This window comes from Burkholderia sp. BCC1999, from assembly GCF_905339975.1.
Taxonomy (GTDB): domain Bacteria; phylum Pseudomonadota; class Gammaproteobacteria; order Burkholderiales; family Burkholderiaceae; genus Burkholderia.
Map to the genome: position 1 here is coordinate 15,612 of NZ_CAJPHP010000022.1, position 23,125 is coordinate 38,736.

At 67.2% G+C, this 23,125-nt stretch carries 22 protein-coding genes and 1 pseudogene; 18 read left to right on the forward strand and 5 right to left on the reverse strand.

Going from position 1 to position 23,125, the window contains the following annotated elements:
• The first annotated feature begins 7 nt into the window (after window positions 1-7).
• Together U5809_RS27005 and U5809_RS27010 are read left to right on the forward strand one after the other, a co-directional pair.
• Window positions 8-967, forward strand: a complete 960-nt coding sequence (locus U5809_RS27005; protein ID WP_322088758.1) for a chemotaxis protein CheX — start codon at window positions 8-10, stop codon at window positions 965-967.
• Between the two features lie 35 nt (window positions 968-1,002).
• A complete protein-coding gene (locus U5809_RS27010) occupies window positions 1,003-1,368 on the forward strand; it encodes a response regulator (protein ID WP_006765703.1) in 366 nt (121 codons plus the stop codon).
• Window positions 1,369-1,405: 37 nt separating this feature from the next.
• Here the strand turns inward: U5809_RS27010 and U5809_RS27015 are convergent, their stop codons facing one another.
• On the reverse strand, window positions 1,406-1,927 hold the full coding sequence (locus U5809_RS27015) for a DMT family transporter (protein ID WP_322088759.1): 522 nt from the start codon (window positions 1,925-1,927) through the stop codon (window positions 1,406-1,408).
• Between the two features lie 90 nt (window positions 1,928-2,017).
• Here U5809_RS27015 and U5809_RS27020 point away from each other — a divergent pair, with 90 nt between their 5' ends.
• From U5809_RS27020 to U5809_RS27030, 3 genes are all read left to right on the forward strand, one after another.
• Window positions 2,018-2,923 (forward strand): LysR family transcriptional regulator, encoded by a 906-nt coding sequence (locus U5809_RS27020; protein ID WP_322088760.1) that lies wholly within the window; start codon window positions 2,018-2,020, stop codon window positions 2,921-2,923.
• A gap of 140 nt (window positions 2,924-3,063) precedes the next feature.
• Entirely contained in the window at window positions 3,064-3,648 is a 585-nt protein-coding gene (locus tag U5809_RS27025; RefSeq protein ID WP_322088761.1) for a hypothetical protein, read from the forward strand.
• A gap of 10 nt (window positions 3,649-3,658) precedes the next feature.
• Window positions 3,659-4,117: a DUF3592 domain-containing protein gene (locus tag U5809_RS27030; RefSeq protein WP_322088762.1), complete on the forward strand. Its 459-nt coding sequence runs from the start codon at window positions 3,659-3,661 to the stop codon at window positions 4,115-4,117.
• A gap of 12 nt (window positions 4,118-4,129) precedes the next feature.
• On the opposite strand, the gene U5809_RS27035 is transcribed toward U5809_RS27030, so the two are convergent.
• Entirely contained in the window at window positions 4,130-5,011 is an 882-nt protein-coding gene (locus U5809_RS27035; protein ID WP_282511379.1) for a LysR family transcriptional regulator, read from the reverse strand.
• A gap of 135 nt (window positions 5,012-5,146) precedes the next feature.
• On the opposite strand from U5809_RS27035, the gene U5809_RS27040 reads away from it, so the two are divergent.
• A complete protein-coding gene (locus tag U5809_RS27040; RefSeq protein WP_322088763.1) occupies window positions 5,147-6,556 on the forward strand; it encodes an MFS transporter in 1,410 nt (469 codons plus the stop codon).
• Window positions 6,557-6,677: 121 nt separating this feature from the next.
• Window positions 6,678-7,472 carry an enoyl-CoA hydratase gene (locus U5809_RS27045; protein ID WP_322088764.1) on the forward strand — a complete coding sequence of 265 codons (795 nt, stop codon included), beginning with the start codon at window positions 6,678-6,680 and terminating at the stop codon, window positions 7,470-7,472.
• A 108-nt stretch (window positions 7,473-7,580) separates the two neighbouring features.
• On the opposite strand, the gene alr is transcribed toward U5809_RS27045, so the two are convergent.
• Window positions 7,581-8,702, reverse strand: a complete 1,122-nt coding sequence (gene alr, locus U5809_RS27050; RefSeq protein ID WP_322088765.1) for an alanine racemase — start codon at window positions 8,700-8,702, stop codon at window positions 7,581-7,583.
• Window positions 8,703-9,003: 301 nt separating this feature from the next.
• Here alr and U5809_RS27055 point away from each other — a divergent pair, with 301 nt between their 5' ends.
• On the forward strand, window positions 9,004-9,375 hold the full coding sequence (locus U5809_RS27055; RefSeq protein WP_176045083.1) for an MAPEG family protein: 372 nt from the start codon (window positions 9,004-9,006) through the stop codon (window positions 9,373-9,375).
• A 43-nt stretch (window positions 9,376-9,418) separates the two neighbouring features.
• On the opposite strand, the gene U5809_RS27060 is transcribed toward U5809_RS27055, so the two are convergent.
• Window positions 9,419-10,366, reverse strand: coding sequence for a LysR family transcriptional regulator (locus U5809_RS27060; RefSeq protein ID WP_322088766.1), 948 nt, complete (start codon window positions 10,364-10,366; stop codon window positions 9,419-9,421).
• A gap of 119 nt (window positions 10,367-10,485) precedes the next feature.
• Between U5809_RS27060 and U5809_RS27065 the strand changes: the two genes are divergently transcribed.
• From U5809_RS27065 to U5809_RS27110, 10 genes and pseudogenes are all read left to right on the forward strand, one after another.
• A complete protein-coding gene (locus U5809_RS27065; protein ID WP_322088767.1) occupies window positions 10,486-14,025 on the forward strand; it encodes an ABC transporter ATP-binding protein in 3,540 nt (1,179 codons plus the stop codon).
• Window positions 14,026-14,420: 395 nt separating this feature from the next.
• Window positions 14,421-15,173, forward strand: coding sequence for a glutamine ABC transporter substrate-binding protein GlnH (glnH, locus tag U5809_RS27070; RefSeq protein ID WP_322088768.1), 753 nt, complete (start codon window positions 14,421-14,423; stop codon window positions 15,171-15,173).
• Between the two features lie 15 nt (window positions 15,174-15,188).
• On the forward strand, window positions 15,189-15,896 hold the full coding sequence (gene glnP, locus U5809_RS27075) for a glutamine ABC transporter permease GlnP (RefSeq protein WP_322088769.1): 708 nt from the start codon (window positions 15,189-15,191) through the stop codon (window positions 15,894-15,896).
• The gene (glnQ, locus tag U5809_RS27080; protein ID WP_282510563.1) at window positions 15,893-16,621 is read left to right on the forward strand and encodes a glutamine ABC transporter ATP-binding protein GlnQ; all 729 of its coding nucleotides are present in this window, start codon (window positions 15,893-15,895) and stop codon (window positions 16,619-16,621) included. The genes glnP and glnQ overlap by 4 nt, the downstream gene beginning before the upstream one ends.
• 20 nt (window positions 16,622-16,641) lie before the next feature.
• On the forward strand, window positions 16,642-17,691 hold the full coding sequence (locus tag U5809_RS27085; protein ID WP_322088770.1) for a C45 family peptidase: 1,050 nt from the start codon (window positions 16,642-16,644) through the stop codon (window positions 17,689-17,691).
• A gap of 15 nt (window positions 17,692-17,706) precedes the next feature.
• A complete protein-coding gene (locus U5809_RS27090; RefSeq protein ID WP_322088771.1) occupies window positions 17,707-19,041 on the forward strand; it encodes an aspartate aminotransferase family protein in 1,335 nt (444 codons plus the stop codon).
• A gap of 29 nt (window positions 19,042-19,070) precedes the next feature.
• A complete protein-coding gene (locus U5809_RS27095) occupies window positions 19,071-19,625 on the forward strand; it encodes a carboxymuconolactone decarboxylase family protein (RefSeq protein ID WP_322088772.1) in 555 nt (184 codons plus the stop codon).
• 160 nt (window positions 19,626-19,785) lie between these two features.
• The gene (locus U5809_RS27100; RefSeq protein ID WP_322088773.1) at window positions 19,786-20,535 is read left to right on the forward strand and encodes an extensin; all 750 of its coding nucleotides are present in this window, start codon (window positions 19,786-19,788) and stop codon (window positions 20,533-20,535) included.
• Window positions 20,536-20,705: 170 nt separating this feature from the next.
• Window positions 20,706-20,951, forward strand: a complete 246-nt coding sequence (locus tag U5809_RS27105; RefSeq protein ID WP_322088774.1) for an AbrB/MazE/SpoVT family DNA-binding domain-containing protein — start codon at window positions 20,706-20,708, stop codon at window positions 20,949-20,951.
• Window positions 20,948-21,343: pseudogene (locus tag U5809_RS27110) on the forward strand (PIN domain-containing protein). Before U5809_RS27105 ends, U5809_RS27110 begins: the two are co-directional and overlap by 4 nt.
• Before the next feature lie 115 nt (window positions 21,344-21,458).
• Here U5809_RS27110 and ahpF read toward each other — a convergent pair.
• Complete coding sequence (gene ahpF / locus U5809_RS27115) at window positions 21,459-23,057, reverse strand: alkyl hydroperoxide reductase subunit F (RefSeq protein WP_322088775.1); 1,599 nt, start codon at window positions 23,055-23,057, stop codon at window positions 21,459-21,461.
• Window positions 23,058-23,125 lie beyond the last annotated feature (68 nt).

The following is a 23,125-nucleotide window of genomic DNA, read 5'->3' on the forward strand; positions in this document are numbered from 1 at the left end:
CCGCGAGATGACCGAAGACCAACCCGTCAGCAAGGTGCTCGTCCTCGACGACAGCCGCGCACACGCCGATGCGATCAAGCGCTTCTGCGACGAGCACAACCTGGTCGGCCTGACCGTGCGGCGCAGCCGGCTGCTGAAGGTGCTGCGCTCGAACATCGACCTCGGCGCGATCCTGCTGGCCGAGGATTACGGCGGCTCGCCGGCCGAGAGCGCGATCATCGCAACCCAGATCGATGCGCTGCGCCCCGAGTTGCCGATCATCCTGCGCCGCGAATCGCTCGCGTCGCGCGACGGGCTGCCCGATGCACTCGCGCGCGTTGCGTGTGCGGCTTACGTCGCGGACGACATGACGCCGCTCAAGCGCGCGATCGACGAATACCTGTTCGGCCGCGATTATCCGAACGCGCTCGTGCGCGGCATCTCGGAGATCACCGAGGCGCGCATCGACAGCCTGTTCCCGGGCATGACGATCGAGCACGAGACGCCGTGCATCGTGCGCGACCAGATCATCTTCGGCGAAGTGTTCAGCCTGATCGCGCTCGAAAGCGCGTGGTGCCGCGGCTACATGCTGCTGCAGACGAGCGAGCAGCCGCTGCTCGACATGATCGGCGGCACGCGCGACGACGGCCGCGCGCCGGATTTCCGCGACGTGAACAGCGTGCTCGGCGAACTGACGAACCTCGTGTGGGGCGCGTTCAAGAACCGCTATCTCGGCGACGCCGAGGCACTGGCGCGCCATCCGGTGCAGGTGCCGCTCGTCGTCAATCACAAGCAGAAGTTCATCTCGTTCGGCGGCGACTGTCCGCAGCTCTGTTTCAAGTACCGGATGACCGATCCGGCGTCTAGCCGCTCTGTCTGTCTCGACCAGCGCTTCGTGTTCAGCCTCAGCTGGTCGCCGGAGGATTTCCGCGAATCGGTGCAGGACGTCGGGCCGATGGTCGAATCGGGCGAACTCGAACTGTTTTGAATGTTGAAGTCGCAACAAGGAAAGGGGAATACAGCATGGCAAAGATTCTGGTGGTCGACGATTCGGGCACGGTGCGCGACGAAGTCGCGGGTTTCCTGCGCAATCACGGGCTCGACGTCGCGACGGCCGTCGACGGCAAGGACGGGCTCGCGAAGCTCAAGGCGACGCCCGGCGTGCGCCTCGTGATCAGCGACGTGAACATGCCGAACATGGACGGCCTGACGATGGTCGAGAAGATCCGCGGCGAACTGGCGAACACGTCGGTCAACGTCGTGATGCTGACGACCGAGAGCAGCCCGGCGATGAAGGAGCGCGGCAAGGCGGCCGGCGTGAAGGGCTGGATCGTGAAGCCGTTCAAGGGCGACGCGGTGCTCGATGCGCTGAAGAAGCTCGCAGGCTGACGCGCGTCGGGCCGCCGCGGGCCCGCCACCTGCGCCGTCAAGGCTGCGGTTCGGGTTGCGCGGCCGCCGCGTTGCCTGCCGCAACCGGCGCGGGCGTCTGCCACTGCACGACGATCATCCCCGCGAAGATCAGCGCGACGCCCGCGATGCGGCCGGGCGTCGCGAGCCGCTGCGCGAGCCCCATCAGCCCGTAGTGGTCGATCAGCAGTGACGCGAGCATCTGCCCGGCGACGACGCAGACGATGAAGGTCGTCGCGCCGAGCCGCGGCGTCAGGATCAGCGCGAGCGTGATGTAGATCACGCCCGCGAGGCCGCCGAGCCACATCCACAGCGGGCGCTGCAGTGCGTCGCCGATGAGCGGCGCGTTCGCACGCGTTGCCAGCAGCACCGGCAGCACCGCGAGCAGGCTGACCGTCAGCGACGCGACGCTGGCCCACAGCGGGTGGCCGAGCGCGCGCCCGAGCGCGGCATTGCTGCCGCCTTGCAGCGGCACGAGCGCGCCGGCGACGAACGCCGCGACGGCGAGCGGAAGGGTGGCGAAGGAAAGCGGAGTCGTCATCTTGGTCGGTCTTGAAAGGGTGTCGAAAAGATTGTCATCCATTAAGATGGTGAATGGAAATTCGTCTTTCGGATGCTTTGTATTCGTGCCATGAATAATCTCGCCCGCATTGACCTGAACCTGCTCGTCACGCTGCATGTGTTGCTGAGCGAACGTCACATTTCGCGCGCGGCGCTCCGGCTGCACCGGAGCCAGCCGGCCGTGAGCCATGCGCTCGCGCGGCTGCGCGAGATCTTCGGCGATCCGCTGCTCGTGCGGCGCGCGGGCCGGCTCGACCTGACCGCGCGCGCGAACGAACTGGTCGAGCCGCTGAACGACGTCCTCGGGCGGCTCGGCGCGCTGATCGAGCCGCCCGCGTTCGATCCGTCGGCGGCCACGCGGGTCTTTCGGATCGCGATGTCCGACTACGGTGCGCGGATCGTGCTGCCCGCGCTCGTGAAGACGCTGCGCGCCGACGCGCCGGGCATCGAGCTGATCGTGTCGCAGGCCACGCGCGAGGCGATGCGCATGCAACTGATGGACGGCGAGGTCGATCTCGCGCTCGGCGTGCTGCCAACATTGCAGCGCGACCTGCATGCCCAGCCGCTGTTCGTCGAGTCGTTCGCGTGCGTGGCCGACGCGAGCCGCCTGCCGCGCCGCGGCGAACTCGCGCTCGATGCGTGGCTCGCGCGGCCGCACGCACTCGTCGCGATGCGCGACGGGATGGACAACGAGGTCGATCGCGCGCTCGCGCGGCTGCGGCACGAGCGGCACATCGCGGTGATCCTGCCGTTCTGGGGTGTCGCGAACGACCTGATCGCGGGCACCGATCTCGTGCTGACCGTCGCGCGCCGCAATCTCGATCGCGTGCGCGACGACGTGCGCCTGCGCGTGTTCGACCCGCCGTTCCCGATCGATTCGTTCGAGTTCGCGCAGCACTGGCATGAACGCCGGCACGGCGACGCCGCACACATCTGGCTGCGCCAGACGATCGCACGCGTCGCGAGCGGCGGGTAGTGGCGTCGCATAGCCGGCGGCGCTCGCAATTTACAGCGCACCATGATGTCCGTATCCTGCCGGATGCCGAGGGCGGCGTGCTTGCGTGTCACACGCAGCACGCCCGGCATCCACAACAAGCAGGAACGGGATAGCTTCCAATGAAAATCAAGATCGATCGGGCGACACTCGCGCGCGGCGCATGCGTGACGCTGGTGGCTGCGCTGATGGGCGGATGTGCAGGCACCGGGCAGCAGAACGCACCGCAGGCTGCCGCCGGCAGCGGTTCGTCCTATACGTGCAACCCCACGCAGGTCGATGGGCAGGCGGCGGCCGGAAAGGGCGTCAACGGGTGCTATTTCGTGCTGCACGATCCCGCGACGAAACAGGCGCTGCCGAACACGCACTATGCGTTTGCGCTTTACACGAGCGCGGCCCAGGACAGCCGGGAACTCGAAGTCGAAGGCACGACCGACGGACAGGGGCGCACGGTCTACATGCGTTCCGCCGCGCCGATCGATGCGTCGCGCATGATCCTCGTGCGCATGATCGGCGATGGCCCGACTGGGCGTATCCCGGTGCTGGTCCGGCCGACCGACGGCAAGCGCATTCCGTTCGCGCAATACAAGGTCACGGGCTGCAACGGCCCGTACGAAGGCGTGACCGACGAAACGGGGCGCGGCGTGATGTACCGCTGTAAGACGCAGTCGAAGATCGACGTGTCGTTCTATCAGTCGCGTCCCTGAGGCGAGCGGGATGGCGTCCGAGTCCGGCCGCACCGCGGCGCAGCGCATGGAGACGCTGGTCGCGAAAGGCGTCTTCTTTACCTTGGTGGGCGCGGGCTTGCTGACCGGTGTCGCGCTGTATGCGCAGTCGACGCGCGAATTCCTGCGAACGTCGGTCGTCGTGCCGGGCCGCGTCGTCAAGCTGAATGCAGGCCCGCATCATCCCGAGATCGCATTCACGACGCTCGCGGGCGAGCATGTCGAGTACCCGCAGGGCGGTGAGGTCAGCGAGCAGGACGGTGCGACGGTCGAGGTCCGCTACGCGCCCGACGCGCCCGCGATGACCGCTCGGCTGAATACGTTCGGTGCGATCTGGGGCGACGTGCTGATCTTCGGTGTGATGGGCACCGTGTTTTTCGGCGCGGGCATCGGGCACCTGTGGTCGGGCGTGCGCATGTGGCGCAGCGTGCGCCAGCCGGCCGCGCGCTGACGCGGCGGCCCGCTACCGGGCGGCGGGCCCGGCGGTCGCGAATTCGTCGACCACGGCTTCGATCACGGCCTGCACGCGCGCGGTCTTGTAGAGATCGGCGTGGGCGACGAGCCATACGTCGAAATGATTGCAGCGCCGCGCCATCAGACGCACCAGTTCCGGCTCGGCATCGGCGCGAAAGCACGGCAGCTCCGCCACGCCGAGCCCCGCCAGCGCGGCTTCCACCAGCATCATCGTCGACGATGTCTGGAACATCACGCGGCCGCGCGAAGTCGGTTCGCCGCACAGCGCGTCCCACATCGTCGGCACCACCGGCTGCTGGTACATCACCAGATCGTGTCCGTCGAACGCGCTACCCGCGACCGGTTCGCCGCGCTCGGCCAGATAGCGGCGCGATGCGTAGATGCCCGTTTCGAGATGCCCGAGCCGCCTGACGATCAGGTCCGGCGATTCCGGCCGCAACGTGCGGATCGCGAGGTCGGCTTCGCGGCGCGTGAGGTTGGCGATTTCCGCCGACGTCACGCACACGACGTCGATCCCGGCATGCCGGCGCCGCAGGCGGGCGATCGCCGGCACCACGAAACGCTTGCCGAGTGAATCGGTCGTGGCGATACGCACGGACCCGGCCAACTGCTCGTCGAGCCCCATCACGCGGCGCTCGATCGTGAGCGACGCCCGTTCCATCGTTTCGGCCGGCTCGAGCAGCGCTTCGCCGGCGGTCGTCAGCACATAGAGGGTCGGTGTGCGCAGAAACAGGCGGGCCGAGAGCTCGTCCTCGAGCGCGGCGATCCGGCGTCCCACCGTCGCCTGATCGACATTCAGCTGCGCCGCGGCGCCGCGCAGCGTGCCGGTGCGCGCCAGGGCGAGGAAGAAGCGTGCGTTGTCCCAGTTCATGCGGATCGATTGTGTCATCGGGCGGGCGGCGGCGGACGGGCAGGGAGATGCAGATCTGCATCAGGCAAATGCGAAATTATCACTTTTCTGCATCGCGCACCGTTCCTAGACTCCCGGCATCTGCCTGGAGGTGTCATGTCCGATTGCAATTCCGTTTCCGCTTCCGTTCCTTTGACGGCCGCGCGCCGTCCGACGGTGCGCGAGCAGCGCTTCACGTTGGCGCTGGTCGCGATCGGCATGTTCATGGCGGTCCTCGATTCGACGATCGTCAACGTGGCGCTGCCCGCGATGCGCACGAGCCTGGGCGCGACGGTCGCCGAACTTGCGTGGATCGTCGACGCCTATACGCTCAGCTTCGCCGCGCTGATCCTCGCGGGCGGCGCGCTGTCCGACCGGTTCGGCGCGAAGCAGGTATATCTCGCGGGGCTGGCGCTGTTCGTCGCCGCGTCGGCGGCGTGCGGCGTCGCGCCGTCGGTGGCGATCCTCGTGGCTGCGCGCTTCGTGCAGGGCATGGGCGCGGCGCTCTTTTTGCCCGCGTCGCTCGCGGTCGTGCGCAGCACCTTCGACGTGCCGGCCGAGCGGGCGCGGGCGATCGCGGTCTGGGCCGGCATCGCGTCGGTCGCAGTGGCTGTCGGGCCGGTGCTGGGCGGCATCCTCGTCGACGATTTCGGCTGGCGCAGTGCGTTCCTGATCAATGTGCCGACCGGCGCGGTCGCTTTTGCCGGGGCGGCCATGCTCGTCGCCGCGTCGACCGCGCGGCATGCACACCCGTTCGACTGGGCCGGCCAGGGTGTCGGTGCGGCGGCGCTCGGCGCGCTGTGTTTTGCGGTGATCGAATTGCCGACGCGTGGGCCGGGTGCGGCGGAAGTCCGCTGCGCGCTGCTGGCCGCCGCGTGCGCGGCAGCCGTGCTGGTCGTGGTCGAGCGGCGTGCGCGTCATCCGATGGTGCCGCTGGCGTGGTTTCGCAATCGTGTTTTCGTCGCGATGAACCTGATGGGCAGCCTCGTCTATGTCGGCTACTTCGGGTTGCTGTTCGTGCTGAGCCTGTACCTGCACGGGCGCTTCGGCATGAGTGCGCGGCAAACGGGGATGACGCTGTTGCCGTTCGCGCTGAGCCTGTCGCTCGGCAACCTGCTGTCGGGAAAGCTGCATGGCCGGGTGCGCCCGGTCACGCTGATGGCAAACGGTCTCGGGATAGCGGCGCTGGCCATTCCGGCGATCGCCGTCGCGCTTACGCTGCGTGCGCCGTGGCCGGCGGTCTGGGCGGCCATGGCCGCATTCGGCACCGGAACCGCGTTGTCGGTGGCGCCGATGATCGCGACCGTGCTCGAACAGGTGCCCGCGGATGCGGCCGGCGTGGCATCCGGTTTCCTCAATGCGGCGCGACAGGCCGGAAGCCTGTTCGGCGTGGCCATCGCTGGCGCCGCGACGATACTGTTGCCGGATCTGACCGACGCGCTGTGGGCGGTCGCGGCGCTCGGATGCGTCGCCTATGCGACCGCCGCCTTTGCCGCACGGACGGCCGGCCTGACGAAAGGCGCGTGACTGGACGCGACGCGGAATGTGGAGGACCATTTCATCGCATCGGCCGGCCGCGAACGCGCGTATGTGCCGGCCGCACGTTTGTGCCGAAACGAATCCTGCCGCATTCGACGAGCGAAACACCATGAAACCCGATCAACAGACTGCCGAGCCGATCCTGCTGCGTGAAGATCACGACGGCGTCGTCACGCTGCGGTTGAATCGCCCGCAGCAATTCAATGCGTTATCCGAGGCAATGCTCGCGAGCCTGCATGATGCGTTCGATACGCTGGCGGCCGATCCGCACGTGCGCTGCGTTGTGCTGGCCGCCGAAGGCAAGGCATTCTGCGCGGGCCACGACCTGAGGCAGATGCGCGGCAAGCCGGAACTCGGCTACTACCGCACGCTGTTCGCGCAGTGCAGCCGCGTGATGCTCGCGATGCGTGCATTGCCGGTGCCGGTGATCGCGCGTGTGCACGGCATCGCGACGGCGGCCGGCTGCCAGCTCGTTGCCGCATGCGACCTCGCGATCGCCGCCGATACCGCACGCTTCGCGGTATCGGGCATCAATGTCGGGCTGTTCTGCTCGACGCCGGCCGTTGCGCTGAGCCGCAACGTCGCCGCGAAGCGCGCGTTCGACATGCTCGTGACCGGGCGCTTCGTCGATGCGGCGACGGCTGCCGCGTGGGGGCTCGTCAACGAGGCCGTGCCCGAGGACGCGCTCGACGCGGCCATCGCGCGCAAGGTGGCGGAGATCGTCGCGAAGAGCCCGGCCGCGGTGCGGTATGGCAAGCAGATGTTCTATCGCCAGCGCGAGTTGCCGCTCGACGAAGCCTATGCGTATGCGGGCGATGTGATGGCGCGCAACATGATGGAAGAGGATGCCGGCGAGGGGATCGACGCGTTCCTCGACAAGCGGAAGCCGACATGGCGTTCGTAACGCGTTCCCGGTGACTCGCGCGCCGGTACGCCGGAAGGCCGTACGCCGGAACGCAAACGGGCCGCCCGAGGCGGCCCGCAATCAACGCGGCAGGTGCATCGACGCCGATCAGCGCCCGTAGCTCCCCGTGCGCAGCGCCGGCTGCACGGTCGACGCACCGGGCGGCACGATCACGACCGGCACGCGGGGCGCGAGCGCGCACATCAGCTCGTAGCCGATCGTGCCGCTGGCTTCCGCGACATCGTCCACCTTCACCTGGTCACCCCACAGCTCGACGCTCGACCCGATGCCCGCGTTCGGGCACGGCGTCAGGTCGACGGTCAGCATGTCCATCGACACGCGGCCGACGACGCGCGTCATCACGCCGTCCACCGCGATCGGCGTGCCGGTCGGCGCGTGGCGCGGATAGCCGTCCGCGTAACCGCACGCGACGACGCCGATCCGCATCGGCTGGTCGGCCGTGAAGCGGCGGCCGTAGCCGACGGTTTCTTCCGGCGACAGCGTCTGCACGCCGATGAGCTTGCTCGTCAGCGTCATCGCGGCCATCAGCGGCGTGTCGGCGATATGCCGTGACGCGCCCGTCGGCGATGCGCCGTACAGGATCGTGCCGGGCCGCACCCAGTCGCGGTGCGCGCGCGGATGCCACAGCACGGCCGCCGAATTCGACACCGAGCGCTCGCCCGGAATCCCGGCCGTGGTCGCATCGAACTGGTCGAGCTGCCAGTCGACTTCGCCTTCGTCGGCATTGGCGAAATGCATCATCAGCGTGATCTTGCCGATCGACGGTGCGCTCGCCGCTCGCTCCCACGCCGCACGGAAAACGTCGGGTCGATAGCCGAGCCGGTTCATCCCGGAGTTCATCTTGAGCTGGATGTCGATCGGTTGCTGCGGCTTCGCGGCGATCAGCAGGTCGAGCTGCTCGTCGCAGTGCACGCTCACCGTCAGCCGGTGGCGATCGGCCAGTTCGACGTCGGCCGGCTCGAAGATACCCTCGAGCAACAGCACGGGCTTGTCCCAGCCGAGTTCGCGCACGCGCACGGCTTCGTCGAGATCGAGCAGCGCGATGCCGTCGGCGGCCGCGAGGCCCGGGTAGATGCGCTCGATGCCGTGGCCGTACGCGTTGGCCTTGATCACGGCCCACACGCGCGATTGCGCGGCGGTGCGGCGGATGAAGTCGAGGTTGTGGCGGATGGCGTCAGGGCGGATGTGGGCGACGATGGGACGGGGCATGTGATGGCTCGGCTCGGATGTCGTTCGGCGCGCGGCGGCGCGGATAGAAACGGCGGTCTGGCGCGATTGTGCGTCAGGCCAGTGTCGAGCGCTATCTTATTGGTGTTCGACCAGTTTTAATTAACGTATTTGTCGACGATTTGGTGGAAATTTTGGCGGTCATGCGGATCGGTCGCGGCCGTCCGTGGCCCGTGCGGCCGAGTCTCCCGTCTAGAAAACCGGTGCGCGAACAGCGCGGCGCAATGCTAAGCTCTCGGCGATCTTGTCATTGATCAATGTAATCATAACGGAGGAGACTTTGATGACGACGTCCCAGCTGTGCCTGTTCATCGTGGCGGTGTTGCCGTTCCCGATGACGTTCCTGGCCAAGGCCCGCAAGGGCTACGACAACCGCGCGCCGCGCGATTACCTCGCGAAGCTCGAAGGCTGGCGCGCCCGGGCCCAGGCCGTGCATCAGAATTCATGGGAAGCGCTTGCGCTGTTCACGGCCGCGCTGGTGGTGGCATGGCACAACGGCGCGAACGTGCATCGCGTCGACCAGCTCGCGATGGCGTTCGTCGCGATCCGCATCGTCTATGCGCTGATGTACCTGCTGAACTGGGCGTCGTTGCGTTCGCTGGTGTGGTTCGGCGGGATGGCGTGCGTCGTCGCGCTGTTCTTCGCTACGCCGTAAGCAGCCGGCACGCCATGCGAGGCCGGCTTCACGCGCCGGCCCGTCAGGCGCCGCCCGCACCCCGTGCGTGACTGTCGTTGGATGCGGGCGCAACCATCTTCGCGACGAACGGCGGCGCTTCCGCCTCGCTGCGCAGGAACGCGATCAACGGGTCGAGCAGCCGGTGCCGCGTCGACGGATGGCGGCGCAGCACGAAACACCACGACGCATCGCGTGCGAGGCCCGGCACCAGCGGCACCAGGCGCCCGCTGCGCAGCTCGGGTTCGATCAGCGGCACGCGGCCGAGCGCGATGCCCGCACCGCCAACCGCCGCGCCGATCACCTGGCTGAAGCTGCTGTAACGGACGATCTTCGTTTCGAAATCGCCCGGCAAACCGAATTCCGACGTCCAGTTGCGCCAGTCGATCTCGGGGCTGTCCTCGTGCATTTCCTGCAGCAGCCGCGAGCGGCACACATGTCCCGATGCGTACGGAAACAGTTCGGGGCTGCAGACCGGAAACACGGTTTCCCGCAGCAGCACGTCGTCGTCGGCTCGCAGCCGGTGCGCAGGCACGTGCACGATCGCCAGATCGACGCCGTTGCGCGCGAAATCCGGCTCTTCGTCGAGGACGACGGCATGCAGCGGTGTGTCGGGATGAAGCGACGAGAATTCCGCGAGGCGGCGCGCGAGCCACATCGACGAAAACGGCGCGTTGGCAGACACGGTCAGCCGTTGCGCGGTGCCGCGAATTTCGGCACAGGCGTCGGTGAGACGCGACAGCGCATCGCTGACGGCCGGCAGCAGGCGTGCGCCGGCCGGCGTGAGGCCGATGCCGCCCAACCCCGTGCTGCGTTCGAGCAGCCGCGCACCCAGCGATTCCTCGAGCGAGCGGATCTGGTGACTGACCGCGCTGGTCGACACGTTCAGCTCGACCGCCGCGCGCGCGAACCCGCCGAGGCGGACGGCCGCTTCGAAAGCACGCAGTGCGCTAAGGGGAGGAAGGTGCGACATGCCGGGTATTGTAGTTGACTCAACACCCGTTGAAAAATCATCTTTTGCCGCGTGCGGGCGGCGCGGGTAGCCTCGATCCGGTCAAGAAAAAAGCAACGAATCACTGACCGGAGGGCAACATGTATTTCGACCGACGACTATGGGCAATGATGGCGGGACTGCGCTGGCGCGTGGCCGCGGCCGTCGCGCTCGGGCTGCTCGCGATGGGTGTCGGCATCCTGCGTTTCGTCTTTCTCGGGCGCGTGCTGGCGCTGGTTTTTGCCGGGGCGCCGGTACGCAGCATCGGCGAAGCCGCCGTTGCAACGGCGGCCTGCGTGCTGTTGCGCGCATGGCTCGACCATCGTCGCACGGTGCTCGCGCAGCACACGGCCGGACGCGTACAGGCCACGCTGCGCGCGCGGCTGTTCGACCGGATCGCCGCGCTCGGCCCCGCGTGGTTCAGCGGCGAGCGCACGGGCGGCGTGATGCTGGCCGTCGTCGACGGCGTCGAGCAGCTGCAAACCTTCTTCGGCGTCTACCTGCCGCAGCTCGTGATCGCCGCGTGCGCGCCGGTCATGATCTTCGCGGTGCTCGCATGGTGGGACGTGCCGACGGCCGCGATCCTGCTGGTCGCGGCGCTCGTGACGCTCGCGCTGCCGCAGCTCGTGCATCGTGCCGACAAGCGTGCGGCGCTCGCGCGCTCGGCCGCGTTCAAGGCGTTCGGCGAGGAGTTTCTCGACGCGGTGCAGGGCCTGCCGACGCTGAAGGCGTTCGGGCAGAGCACCGCGTTCGGCGCGAAGCTGGCCGCGAAGGCGCGTGCGCTGTCCGACAGCACGTTCTGGGTGCTCGCGCTCGGCCTGCTGACACGGCTCTTCACCGATCTCGGCACGGGCCTGGGCGCGGCCGCGGCGATCGCGGTGGGCGCATGGCGCGTGCGGCATGGCGACATGAGTCTCGAAGCATTGCTGATCGTGCTGATGGCCGGCAGCGAAATCTTCCGGCCGTTGCGCGACCTGCGTTCCGTATTGCACCAGGGGATGATCGGCCAGTCGGCCGCGAACGCGATCCATGCGCTGCTCGACGCGGGCAGCCAGGTGCCGGCCGCCGATGCGCCGCGCGTGACGGGCTTGCGGCCGGAGATCGCGTTCGACGACGTCAGCTTCGCATATCCGGGGCGCCGCGCGGATGCGCATGCGGCGCTGAGCTTCACGGTGCGCGAAGGCGAGACGATCGCCATCGTCGGGCCGAGCGGCGCGGGCAAGTCCACGATCGTGCGCCTGTTGCTGCGCCAGCACGATGCACAGGGCGGTGCCGTACGGATCGGCGGCCACGACGTGCGTACGCTCGACGCCGACCAGGTGCGCGAAATGATCGCGGTCGTCGCGCAGGACGCGACACTGTTCGATGGCAGCGTGGCCGACAACCTGCGCCTTGGCCGTCCCGATGCAAGCGATGCCGACATGATCGCGGCCGCGCGCGCCGCCAACGCGCACGATTTCATTTCGGCGCTGCCCGACGGCTATGCGACGCGCATCGGCGAACGCGGGCTCATGCTGTCGGGCGGCCAGCGCCAGCGCATCGCGATTGCCCGCGCGCTGCTGCGCGATGCGCCGATCCTGCTGCTCGACGAGGCGCTTTCGTCGGTCGATGCGGAGAATGAAGCGCTGATCCAGCAGGCGCTCGACCGGCTCACGCGCGGCCGGACGACGCTCGTGCTCGCGCACCGGTTGTCCAGCGTGATCGGCGCGGACCGCATCCTCGTGCTCGACCAGGGGCAGGTGGTCGACGAAGGCACGCACACGGCGCTGATCGCGCGTGACGGCCCGTATCGCCGGCTGATGGGGCCGCAACTGGAGGCGGTCGCCGAATCCGTCGGCGCGGCGGCGACGGCAGGCACCACTGCGCGTGCGTCGTCGGGTCCGCAGGTGCGGCCGCTGAACGACGACGCGGCGACGATCGGCTGGCCGGAAACGTTGCAGACGCTGCTGCGCTTCGTGCAGCCGTGGAAGGGCAAGGTGGCGCTGACCGTGCTGTTCGGGATCGGCCGCGTGCTCGCGTTCATCGGCGTCGGCGTGATCGGCGCACGGGTGGTCGGTGCGGTGTCGTCCGGCGACGTGAGCACGGCGCTCGTCGTCGCGCTGCTCGTGATCGCGCCGGTGGCGGCCGTGCTGCACTGGCTCGAATCGTGGCTCGCGCACGACATGGCGTACCGGCTGCTCGCGGAAATGCGTATCGCGCTGTTCGCGACGCTCGAACGCCTCGCGCCGGCCGGGCTGCTGCGCCGCCGTTCCGGCGATCTCGTGTCGCTCGCGACGCAGGATGTCGAGACCGTCGAATATTTCTATGCGCACACGCTCGCGCCCGCGTTCGTCGCGGTATTGGTGCCGGCCGCCGTGCTGGTGCTGCTCGCGTCGATTGCGTGGCCGCTCGCGCTCGTGCTGCTGCCGTTCCTGCTGTGGGCCGGGCTGGCGCCCGTGCTCGCGCGGCGCGACGTCGACCGGCTCGGCACCGGCGCGCGCGAAGCGCTCGGCCAGCTGGGCGCGCACCTGACCGAAACGATCCAGGGGCTCGCGGAACTGACCGCGTTCCAGGCGATCGTGCGCCGGCGGGAAGCGTTCCTGGCCGAGGTCGATGCGTATCGCCGGCAGCGCTCGAAGCTGCTCGACGACCTGTCGATGCAAAGCGCCGCGCTGGAAGTCGCGAGCGGCCTCGGCGGGCTGGCCGTCGCGGCGCTCGGTGCGCTGCTGTGCGCACGCGGCTGGTTTCCGCACGCGTCGTTGCCGCTGCTGGTGCTGGTCGCCGTGGCCGCGTTCATGCCGGTGGCCGAAATCGGCCAGGTTGCGCGCCAGCTGGCCGACACGATCGCGTCGACGCGCCGCTTGCGCGCGCTGGAGAAAGAGCCCGTGACCGTGACGGACGGCACGCACGCGATGCCCGGCAATCCGGCCGTGCGTTTCGAGGCGGCGTCGTTCACCTATCCGGGCCGCGGCGTGCCCGCGATCGATCGCGTGAGCTTCGAGGTGCCGCCGGGCAGTACGGTTGCGCTGGTCGGCGCGTCGGGCGCTGGCAAGTCGACGGTCGCGAGCCTGCTGCTGCGCTTCTGGGATCCGCAGCAGGGCCGCGTGACGCTCGGCGGCGTCGACTTGCGCGACCTGCGGCTCGACGACCTGCGGCAGCACATCGCGCTGGTTGCGCAGGATACCTACCTGTTCAACGACACGCTCGAAGCGAACATCCGGCTCGCCGCCAACGACGCGTCTGGTGCGGACGTGCAGCGCGCGATCGACCATGCGGCGCTCGGCGATTTCGTTGCGCGGCTGCCGGACGGGCTCGCGACGCGCGTCGGCGAGCGCGGCGTGCAGCTGTCGGGCGGCCAGCGCCAGCGCGTCGCAATCGCGCGCGCATTCCTGAAGGATGCGCCCGTGCTGATCCTCGACGAGGCGACGTCCCATCTGGACACGATCAGCGAGCAGCAGATCCGCGCGGCGCTGGAAGACCTGATGACGCAGCGCACGTCGATCATCATCGCGCACCGGTTGTCGACCGTGCGCAATGCCGACCTGATCCTCGTGATCGAGCAGGGCAGCGTGATCGAAGCGGGAAGCCACGTGGATTTGTTGGCGCGGCAGGGCGCGTATGCGCGGCTCGTGTCGCATCAGGCGAGCGGGGTGGCCGCGTGAGCGACGCGGCATCGGCGCATCGCCGTCCGGCAAGGTCACGGTCATCCCGCAACACGCGTTGAGTTGCGCCGGCGGTTGCCGGCTCTGTGCGCACAGGCCATCGCGGCCCGTCGCCGCCATCTTCTCCCCACGCGCTGCCATCCGCGGCAGCGCGATCCGGCGGGGCGTCCTGTCCCGCCATCTTCCCGTTTCCTCCGATCAATTCGCCCCGCGCGGCCCGGGTTTGTCTCGATGCATTTATCCGTTGCGGATTTTTTTGTTGTCGTAGTATCGCGTTTGACAACACATGTTGCACTAAGGTCTAATTCGACATCGCATGTTGCGGTGCGGCCTGATGTCGTCGTTACCGCCGGCCGGCTGGCCGGTTACATCGCTCAATCATGCGGAGAGAAACCATGAGTCGCCGTTCCTTCCTGAAAGTCGTCGCGGTCGCCGCCGCGCTCGGCGCAAGCATCGCCCACGCGGATACCAAGACGCTCGTCGTGGGGACCGATACGTCGTTCATGCCGTTCGAGTTCAAGCAGGGCGACAAGTACGTCGGCTTCGATCTCGACCTGTGGGCCGAGATCGCGAAGGACCAGGGCTGGAAGTACACGATCCAGCCGATGGATTTCGCGGGCCTGATCCCGGCGCTGCAGACGCAGAACATCGACGTCGCGCTGTCGGGGATGACGATCAAGGAGGAGCGCAAGAAGGCGATCGACTTCTCCGCGCCGTACTACGACAGCGGCCTGGCCGCGATGGTGCAGACCGGCAACACGTCGATCAAGTCGATCGACGACCTGAACGGCAAGGTGATCGCCGCGAAGACGGGCACCGCGACGATCGACTGGATCAAGGCGCATCTGAAGCCGAAGGAGATCCGCCAGTTCCCGAACATCGACCAGGCCTACCTCGCGCTCGAAGCCGGTCGCGTCGACGCGGCGATGCACGACACGCCGAACGTGCTGTTCTTCGTGAACAACGAAGGCAAGGGCAAGGTGAAGGTTGCGGGCCAGCCGGTCAGCGGCGACAAGTACGGGATGGGTTTCCCGAAGGGCAGCCCGCTCGTGCCGAAGGTCAATGCGTCGCTCGTGAAGATCAAGGCCGACGGTCGTTACGCGCAGATCTACAAGAAGTGGTTCGGCGCCGAGCCGCCGAAGATGTAAGCGCGACGGCGCGCCATGGCGCGGCCGGGTGGCCGCGCCGGTCTTGAATCGAACGGGGAGCGACAAGTGAATTTCGATTGGTCGGCGATATGGGCGGCGTTGCCGGACCTGATGGACGGGGTCCGGTTGACGGTGTTCATTGCATTTTTCGGGCTGGTGGGCGGCTTCATCGTCGGAATGGTCGCGGGCATGTTCCGCGCATACGGACCGAAGGCGATGAATGTGCTCGCGCAGGTCTATATTGAGTTGATTCGCGGCACGCCGATCGTCGTGCAGGTGATGTTCCTGTACTTCGCGCTGCCGCTGCTCGCGCATATCCGCATCGACGGCCTGACGGCCGCGATCATCGCGATTACGGTGAATTCCGGCGCGTATCTCGCGGAAGTGGTGCGCGGTGCGCTGCTGTCGATCCCGAAGGGGCTGACGGAGGCAGGGCTCGCGATGGGCTTGTCGATGCCGCGCGTGCTGCTCAAGGTGGTCGGGCCGCTCGCGTTCCGGCGGCTGATTCCGCCGCTCGGCAACCAGTGCATCGTGAGCCTGAAGGACACGTCGCTGTTCATCGTGATCGGCGTCGGCGAACTCACGCGCAAGGGGCAGGAAATCATCGCGGGCAATTTCCAGGCGGTCGAGATCTGGAGCGCCGTGGCTGTCATCTACCTGTTGCTGACGGGCGCCATGACGTTGACGCTGCGGCTCGTCGAGAAGAGGATGCGTATCCTATGAGCATGATCGAATTCCAGAACGTGTCGAAGAGCTTCGGTCACGTGCCGGTGCTGAAGCACATCGACCTGAAGATCGATGCGGGCGAGGTGGTCGTCGTGATCGGCCCGTCCGGTTCGGGCAAGTCGACGATGCTGCGCTGTATCAACGCGCTCGAGAAGATCACCGGCGGCGAGCTGCTCGTCGACGGCCAGAGCGTGCGCGGCAACGCGACGACGATCCGCAACATCCGGCTCGAAGCCGGCATGGTGTTCCAGCAGTTCAACCTGTTTCCGCAAATGACCGCGCTCGAGAACGTGATGTTCGGGCCGATCCAGGTGCGCGGCGCATCGCGCGCCGAAGCACGCGACCAGGCGATGGCGCTGCTCGACAAGGTCGGCCTCGAATCGCGCGCGAATCATTATCCGTCGGAGCTGTCGGGCGGCCAGCAGCAGCGCGTCGCGATCGCGCGTGCGCTCGCGATCCGGCCGCGGCTGATGCTGTTCGACGAGCCGACGTCGGCGCTCGATCCGGAATTGCGCCACGAAGTGCTGAAAGTGATGCAGGATCTCGCAAACGAAGGGATGACGATGATCGTCGTCACGCACGAGATCGGCTTTGCGAAGCGGGTCGGCACGCGGCTGCTGTTCATGGATCAGGGCGGCATTGCCGAGGACGGCCATCCGGTCGACCTGATCGACCGGCCGCCGACGCCGCGCCTGAAGGAATTCCTGAAACACGTGTCCTGAACGAAACCGAAATAGCCGACATGCCGCTTTCCCTTTCCCCTGTCATCGCCGGTGCGCCGTTCGACATCGGCGTGCGCCTCGGCGACCTTGCCCGCCCCGTATTCGACACGTACATGCAGCAGAGCAGCGCATGGCAGGCCGTGCGCCGCTGGCGCGGCCATCCGTTCGTCGATGCGCTGCGGCAGGCCGCGCTGGCCGCGTACCCTGATCTCGTGGCGGAACTGGACGGGATCGCGGCGGGCATCGGCTGGCCGGCCGAGGACATCTTCCTGTGGAACTGCCGCGGCGAACTGATCCACAACGCGCCGGACGGTTGCACGACGCTCGCCGCGCGCGACGCGGCCGGCATGCGCTGGATCGCGCACAACGAGGACGGCGATCCGTTCCTGCGCGAGCGGTGCCTGCTCGTCGACGTGCAGCCGGCGGGCAAGCCGGGGTTCATCAGTTTCTATTACCCCGGTTCGCTGCCGGGCCATACGTTTGCCGCGAACCGCGCGGGTATCGCGCAAGCGATCAACAATCTGCGGATCAAGACGCCCGCTCCGGGCGTGCCACGCATGATCCTCGCGCGGGCGGTGCTCGACGCGACATCGTTCGACGCGGCCGTCGACGTGTTGCGCGTGAATGCGTGCGCGAGCGGCTTTCATCACACGCTCGGGGCGACCGGCGACACACGCCTGCTGAGCATCGAGGCGAGCGTCGCGCGTTGCTCGGTCGTCGACGTGGCGAGGCTTGCCGGGCACGCGAATCATCTCGTGCATCCGGGCTGTGAAACAGAAGCTCAGATCGTCACGCAATCGTCGGCCGACCGCCAGCGCCGCGTCGACGCGCTGACACCCGGCATCGACGCGATCGACGAAGCCGCGCTGCTCGACGTGCTCGGCGATCGCGCGCCGGAAGGGCTGCCGATCTACCGCGACGATCCGGCCGATCCCGACGACGAGAACACGCTGGCCACCGCCGTGTTCGCGATCGGTGCGACATCGATCGACTTCACCATTCACCAACACGGCACGCAGCGTTTCGCGACGCGCATCGTGCCGTCCGGACGCGCGCACGACGCGTCCTGATCCATGAGGCAACGCATGACGACCGTTTTCCATCGCGCTCCGCGCGCCACCTTGCCCGTTGCCGTCGCTGGCGACGGCATCGAGATCATCGATTCGACCGGCAAACGCTATATCGACGCCTGCGGCGGCGCGGCCGTGTCGTGTCTCGGCCACAGCAACCAGCGCGTGATCGACGCGATCAAGCGGCAGGTGCAGCAACTCGCGTACGCGCATACGTCGTTCTTCACCACCGACGTGGCCGAGGAACTCGCCGACCGGCTCGTCGATGCCGCGCCGGCCGGCCTCGAACACGTGTACTTCGTGTCGGGCGGCTCCGAAGCGATCGAGGCCGCGCTGAAGCTCGCACGCCAGTATTTCGTCGAGAAGGGCGAGCCGCAGCGCCGGCATTTCATCGCGCGGCGGCAGAGCTATCACGGCAACACGCTCGGCGCACTCGCGATCGGCGGCAACGCCTGGCGGCGCGAGCCGTTCCTGCCGCTGCTGATCGAAGCGCACCACGTGAGCCCGTGCTATGCGTACCGCGACCAGCAATCGGGCGAAACCGACGAAGCGTATGCACAGCGTCTGGCGGACGAGCTCGAACGGAAGATCGTCGAACTCGGCGCGGAAAACGTTGCGGCCTTTGTCGCGGAAACGGTGGTCGGCGCGACGGCCGGCGCGGTGCCGCCGGTGCGCACGTATCTGAAGAAGATTCGCGCGGTGTGCGACAAGTACGGCGTGCTGCTGATCCTCGACGAGATCATGTCGGGGATGGGGCGCACGGGTTACCTGTACGCATGCGAGGAAGACGGCGTCGCGCCCGACCTGCTGACGATCGCGAAAGGGCTCGGTGCAGGCTACCAGCCGATCGGCGCGACGCTGGTGAGCGACCGTATCTACCGGACGATCGTCGACGGCTCGGGCTTCTTCCAGCACGGCCACACGTACCTCGGCCACGCAACCGCCTGTGCGGCCGCGCTCGAAGTACAGCGCGTGATCGCCGAAGAGAAACTGCTCGACAACGTGAAGGCGCGTGGCGAGCAACTGCGTGCATCGTTGCGCGAGCATTACGGCGTGCATCCGCATGTGGGCGACGTGCGCGGCCGCGGGCTGTTCGTCGGCGTTGAACTCGTGCGCGATCGCGACACCAAGGCGACGTTCGATCCCGCGCTGAAGCTGCATGCGGCGGTCAAGCGCGAAGCGATGCAGCGCGGGTTGATGGTGTATCCGATGGGTGGCACGATCGACGGCGTCCACGGCGATCACATCCTGGTGGCGCCACCGTTCATCAGCACCGCGCAGCAGATCGATACGCTCGTCGAGCGACTGTCCGGCGCGATCGGCGCGGCGCTCGCGTCGGCCGGTGCGTGACGGCCTCCGAACTTCACGGGAACATCGACATGACTGACAGATTGCCTCCGTTCGATCCCGCATCGGCCACCGATGAGCAGAAGGCCGTGCTGGCCGACATCCTCAGCGGCCCGCGCGGCAACCTGAACGGGCCGTTCCTCGGCTGGATCGCGAGCCCCGAGCTGGCCCAGCACGCGCAAAAGCTCGGCGCGTTCTGCCGCTATCGCACGGGCCTGCCGCTGCGGCTGTCGGAGCTTGCGATTCTCGTGACGGCCGCACGCTGGCGCTCGCAGGCCGAGTGGCACATCCATCATCCGATCGCGCTCGATGCGGGCGTACCGGCGGCGACGGCCGACGCAATCCGGCTCGGCGTCGTGCCCGCATTCGAATCGGATGACGACGCGCTGATTCATGCATTCGCGAGCGAGCTGTACGATACGCGGCGGGTGAGCGACGCGACGTTCGCACGCGCGCAGGCGCGCTTCGGTCACGAAACCGTTGTGAATCTCGTTGCGTTGCTCGGCTACTACGCGCTCGTTGCGATGACGCTGAACACGTTCGGCATGCGCGCGGACGGGCAGACGGAATTGCCGTTTCCGGAGTAAGGGCGGCGCTTCGATCGTGCCGGAGCAGGGCGGCAATACGTCTGACGAACGTCACGCCGCTCGGCTCCCGGCACAATGCAACCAAATGTATTCATGCGGGATCGACGGCCAATGGCCGCGTATGATGGCTTGTTCACGTCGACATGATCGGTGAGCAAGCATGACGAGTACCCGCAAGACCTTGATGATCGCCGGTGGGCTCCTGGTAGCCGCGGCCGGCACTGCCTACGTGATGCTTCTGCGCGCGGACCACCGTGCGATCGAAGACTCGGGCATTGGCGATTCGGCCGCGCCGGCGGCCGTCGCACCCGCGAACAACGATCACGCGGTGCAGGGCGCCATCGCGCCGTCGGCACCCGCCGCCGCGCTGCCGCAGCAACAGGCCGCTGTTCCGCCGCCTCCATCCGCACCCGCGCGCGTCAGCGCCGCGCCTCCTTCTGCCCCCGCTGTGCCGGTCGTCAGCGATAAAGCCCAGCCGGTGACGAAGCCGAGTGCGCCGCTGCCGAAGGTGAATGTCGTGACGGTCGATGCGCAGGATTCGACCCCGCCAGCGCCGCCACCGACCGCCAAACCGGCCCAGCCGGCCGCACCGGCGCAGGTTACGCAACGCGTGCCGCGCAAGCGCGATGGCCTCGAACGCCATGAGGCCGCTGCACCGGCCGCGACGAAATCCGAAACACCGGAAACGGCTGCCCTCGTCAGGGAATCGGCGAAGCTTGACCCGTCGTTGCCGCCGCCGTCGATGTCGTCGATGTCATCGATATCGTCGAGCGCCGGTTCGTACCGGCAGGGCGGTTCGTCGTCGGGTGCGAACCCGGTTGCCGCTGCGATGACCGAGCAACTGGTCAGGCAGTCGAGTAGTTTCAAGGCGTCGCCCTCGGCAAATGGCGATTCGACAGCGACCAAGTAAGCCGCGCGACCCGAACGTGATTTTTGCGAAGATGATCGAGCATCCGGCATTTGGCTGACGTACTCGTTGCCCGGTGGTCGCAGGCGGGTCGACCTGTTCCGCCGAGGTATCCATCCTTGCGGTTTCCGATTCCTTACCTTAAAGATAAGGAAATCTGAATCGGAGGCGCTATGGCATCGGCAACCGTGACATCGAAGGGGCAGGTCACCATACCCGTGGACGTGAGAACCCGCCTGGGTCTTGCGACCGGGGATCGAATCGAGTTCATTCTCAATGAAAAGACCGGGCGGTACGAAGTCGTTCCCGTTACGGATTCGATTACCTCGCTCAAAGGCATCATTCGCAAGCCGGCAAAACCCGTGTCGATCGAGGACATGAATGCCGCAATCGCGGAGCGGGGAGCGTCTGCGAGATGATCGGGCTCGACACGAATGGGCTTGTGAGATATCTCGTGCAGGATGACCCGGTGCAATCGAAGAAAGCGACCCGGCTGGTCGAATCGCTGACTGCCGAGCATCCCGGCTATATCACGCAGGTTGCGTCAGTTGACGTCGTTTGGGTGCTTGCGCGGGCCTACGGTTCGGATCGTGACGAGATCGCGCAGGTGATCGAGGGGCTATTGTGAACGAAGGAACTGGTCGTCGAAGCCTCGGAAACGGTCTGGAAGGCTCTGCGCGTGTATTCCGGCTCGTCCGCGGATTTCTCCGATTGTCTGATCGAATGGACGTGCCATGAGGCGCAATGCCAATACACGATGACGTTTGACGCGAAAGCGGTGAAGGTTGCGGGAATGCGACTCGTCAGTTAAGGACAAGTCGCCATTCGTCGGTGTGTCCAGGCGTCGACAAAAAAAGGACCCCGCACGCCGACCAAAGCATGCGGGGCCAAGAGAGACAAACTGTTTTACCGACGTGCGACGCAGGTTACGCGGCGACCGCTTCCTCGGCCTGCGGCTGCGTAGCGGCCACCGGCGCGACATCCTGCCGGATCAGGTGGTCGAACGCGCCGAGCGATGCCTTCGCGCCTTCACCCACCGCGATCACGATCTGCTTGAACGGCACCGTCGTCACGTCGCCGGCCGCGAACACACCCGGCACCGACGTCGCGCCGCGGGCATCGACGACGATCTCGCCGTGCTTCGACAGTTCAACCGTGCCTTTCAGCCATTCGGTGTTCGGCACGAGGCCGATCTGCACGAACACGCCTTCGAGATCGATGCGCTGCGTGTCGCCCGAGCGCAGGTCCTTGTAGACGAGCCCGTTCAGCTTGCTGCCGTCGCCGGTCAGCTCGATCGTTTGCGCCTGCGTGACGATCGTCACGTTCGGCAGGCTGCGCAGCTTGCGCTGCAAGACTTCGTCCGCGCGCAGTTGCGCGCCGTATTCGATCAGCGTGACGGCCTTCACGATACCGGCCAGGTCGATCGCAGCCTCGACGCCCGAGTTGCCGCCGCCGACCACCGCGACACGCTTGCCCTTGAACAGCGGGCCGTCGCAGTGCGGGCAGTAGGCGACACCGCGGTTGCGGTATTCGCGCTCGCCCGGCACGTTGATTTCGCGCCAGCGCGCGCCGGTCGCGAGAATGATCGTCTTCGCCTTCAGCACCGCGCCGTTCGCGAGGCGGATCTGGTGCACGTCGCCCGGAATCAGCGCGTCGGCGCGCTGCACGTCCATGATGTCGACGTCGTACTGCTTCACGTGCTGCTCGAGTGCCGTTGCGAACTTCGGCCCTTCGGTTTCCTGCACCGACACGAAGTTCTCGATCGCCATCGTGTCGAGCACCTGGCCGCCGAAACGCTCGGCGACGACGCCCGTCGCGATGCCCTTGCGGGCCGAGTAGATGGCGGCTGCCGCGCCTGCCGGGCCGCCGCCGACGATCAGCGTGTCGAACACCGGCTTGTTTTCGAGCGACTTCGCGGCGCGTTCGCCGGCGCCCGTGTCGAGCTTCGCGAGGATTTCCTTCACGCTGCTGCGGCCCTGGCCGAACGAGGCGCCGTTCAGGAACATCGTCGGCACGGCCATGATCTGGCGCGCCTCGACTTCATCCTGGAACAGCGCGCCGTCGATCGCGACGTGGCGGATGCGCGGGTTGATCAGCGACATCACGTTCAGCGCCTGCACGACTTCCGGGCAGTTCTGGCACGACAGCGAGAAAAACGTTTCGAACGCGTAGTCGCCGTCGAGCGCGCGGATCTGTTCGATCACATCGTCGTCGAGCTTGATCGGGTGGCCGCCCGTCTGCAGCAAGGCGAGCACGAGCGACGTGAATTCATGGCCCATCGGGATACCGGCGAAGCGGATGCCGGCCGGCTTGCCGGGCTCGCCGATCGAGAACGACGGCTTGCGCTCGGCGTCGTCGCGGCGTTCGGTCACGGTCACGCGATCCGTCAGCGACGCAATCTCGTTCAGCAGCGCCAGCAGTTCCTGCGATTTCGCGCTGTCGTCGAGCGAGGCGACGAGTTCGATCGGGCGCGTGATTTTTTCGAGGTATGCTTTGAGTTGGTTCTTGAGATTGGCGTCGAGCATGGCGTTTCGGATTCCGTATTAATGATTATGGTCGGGCACGTCGTGCCGGAGGAGGGTGCGGGCCGCAT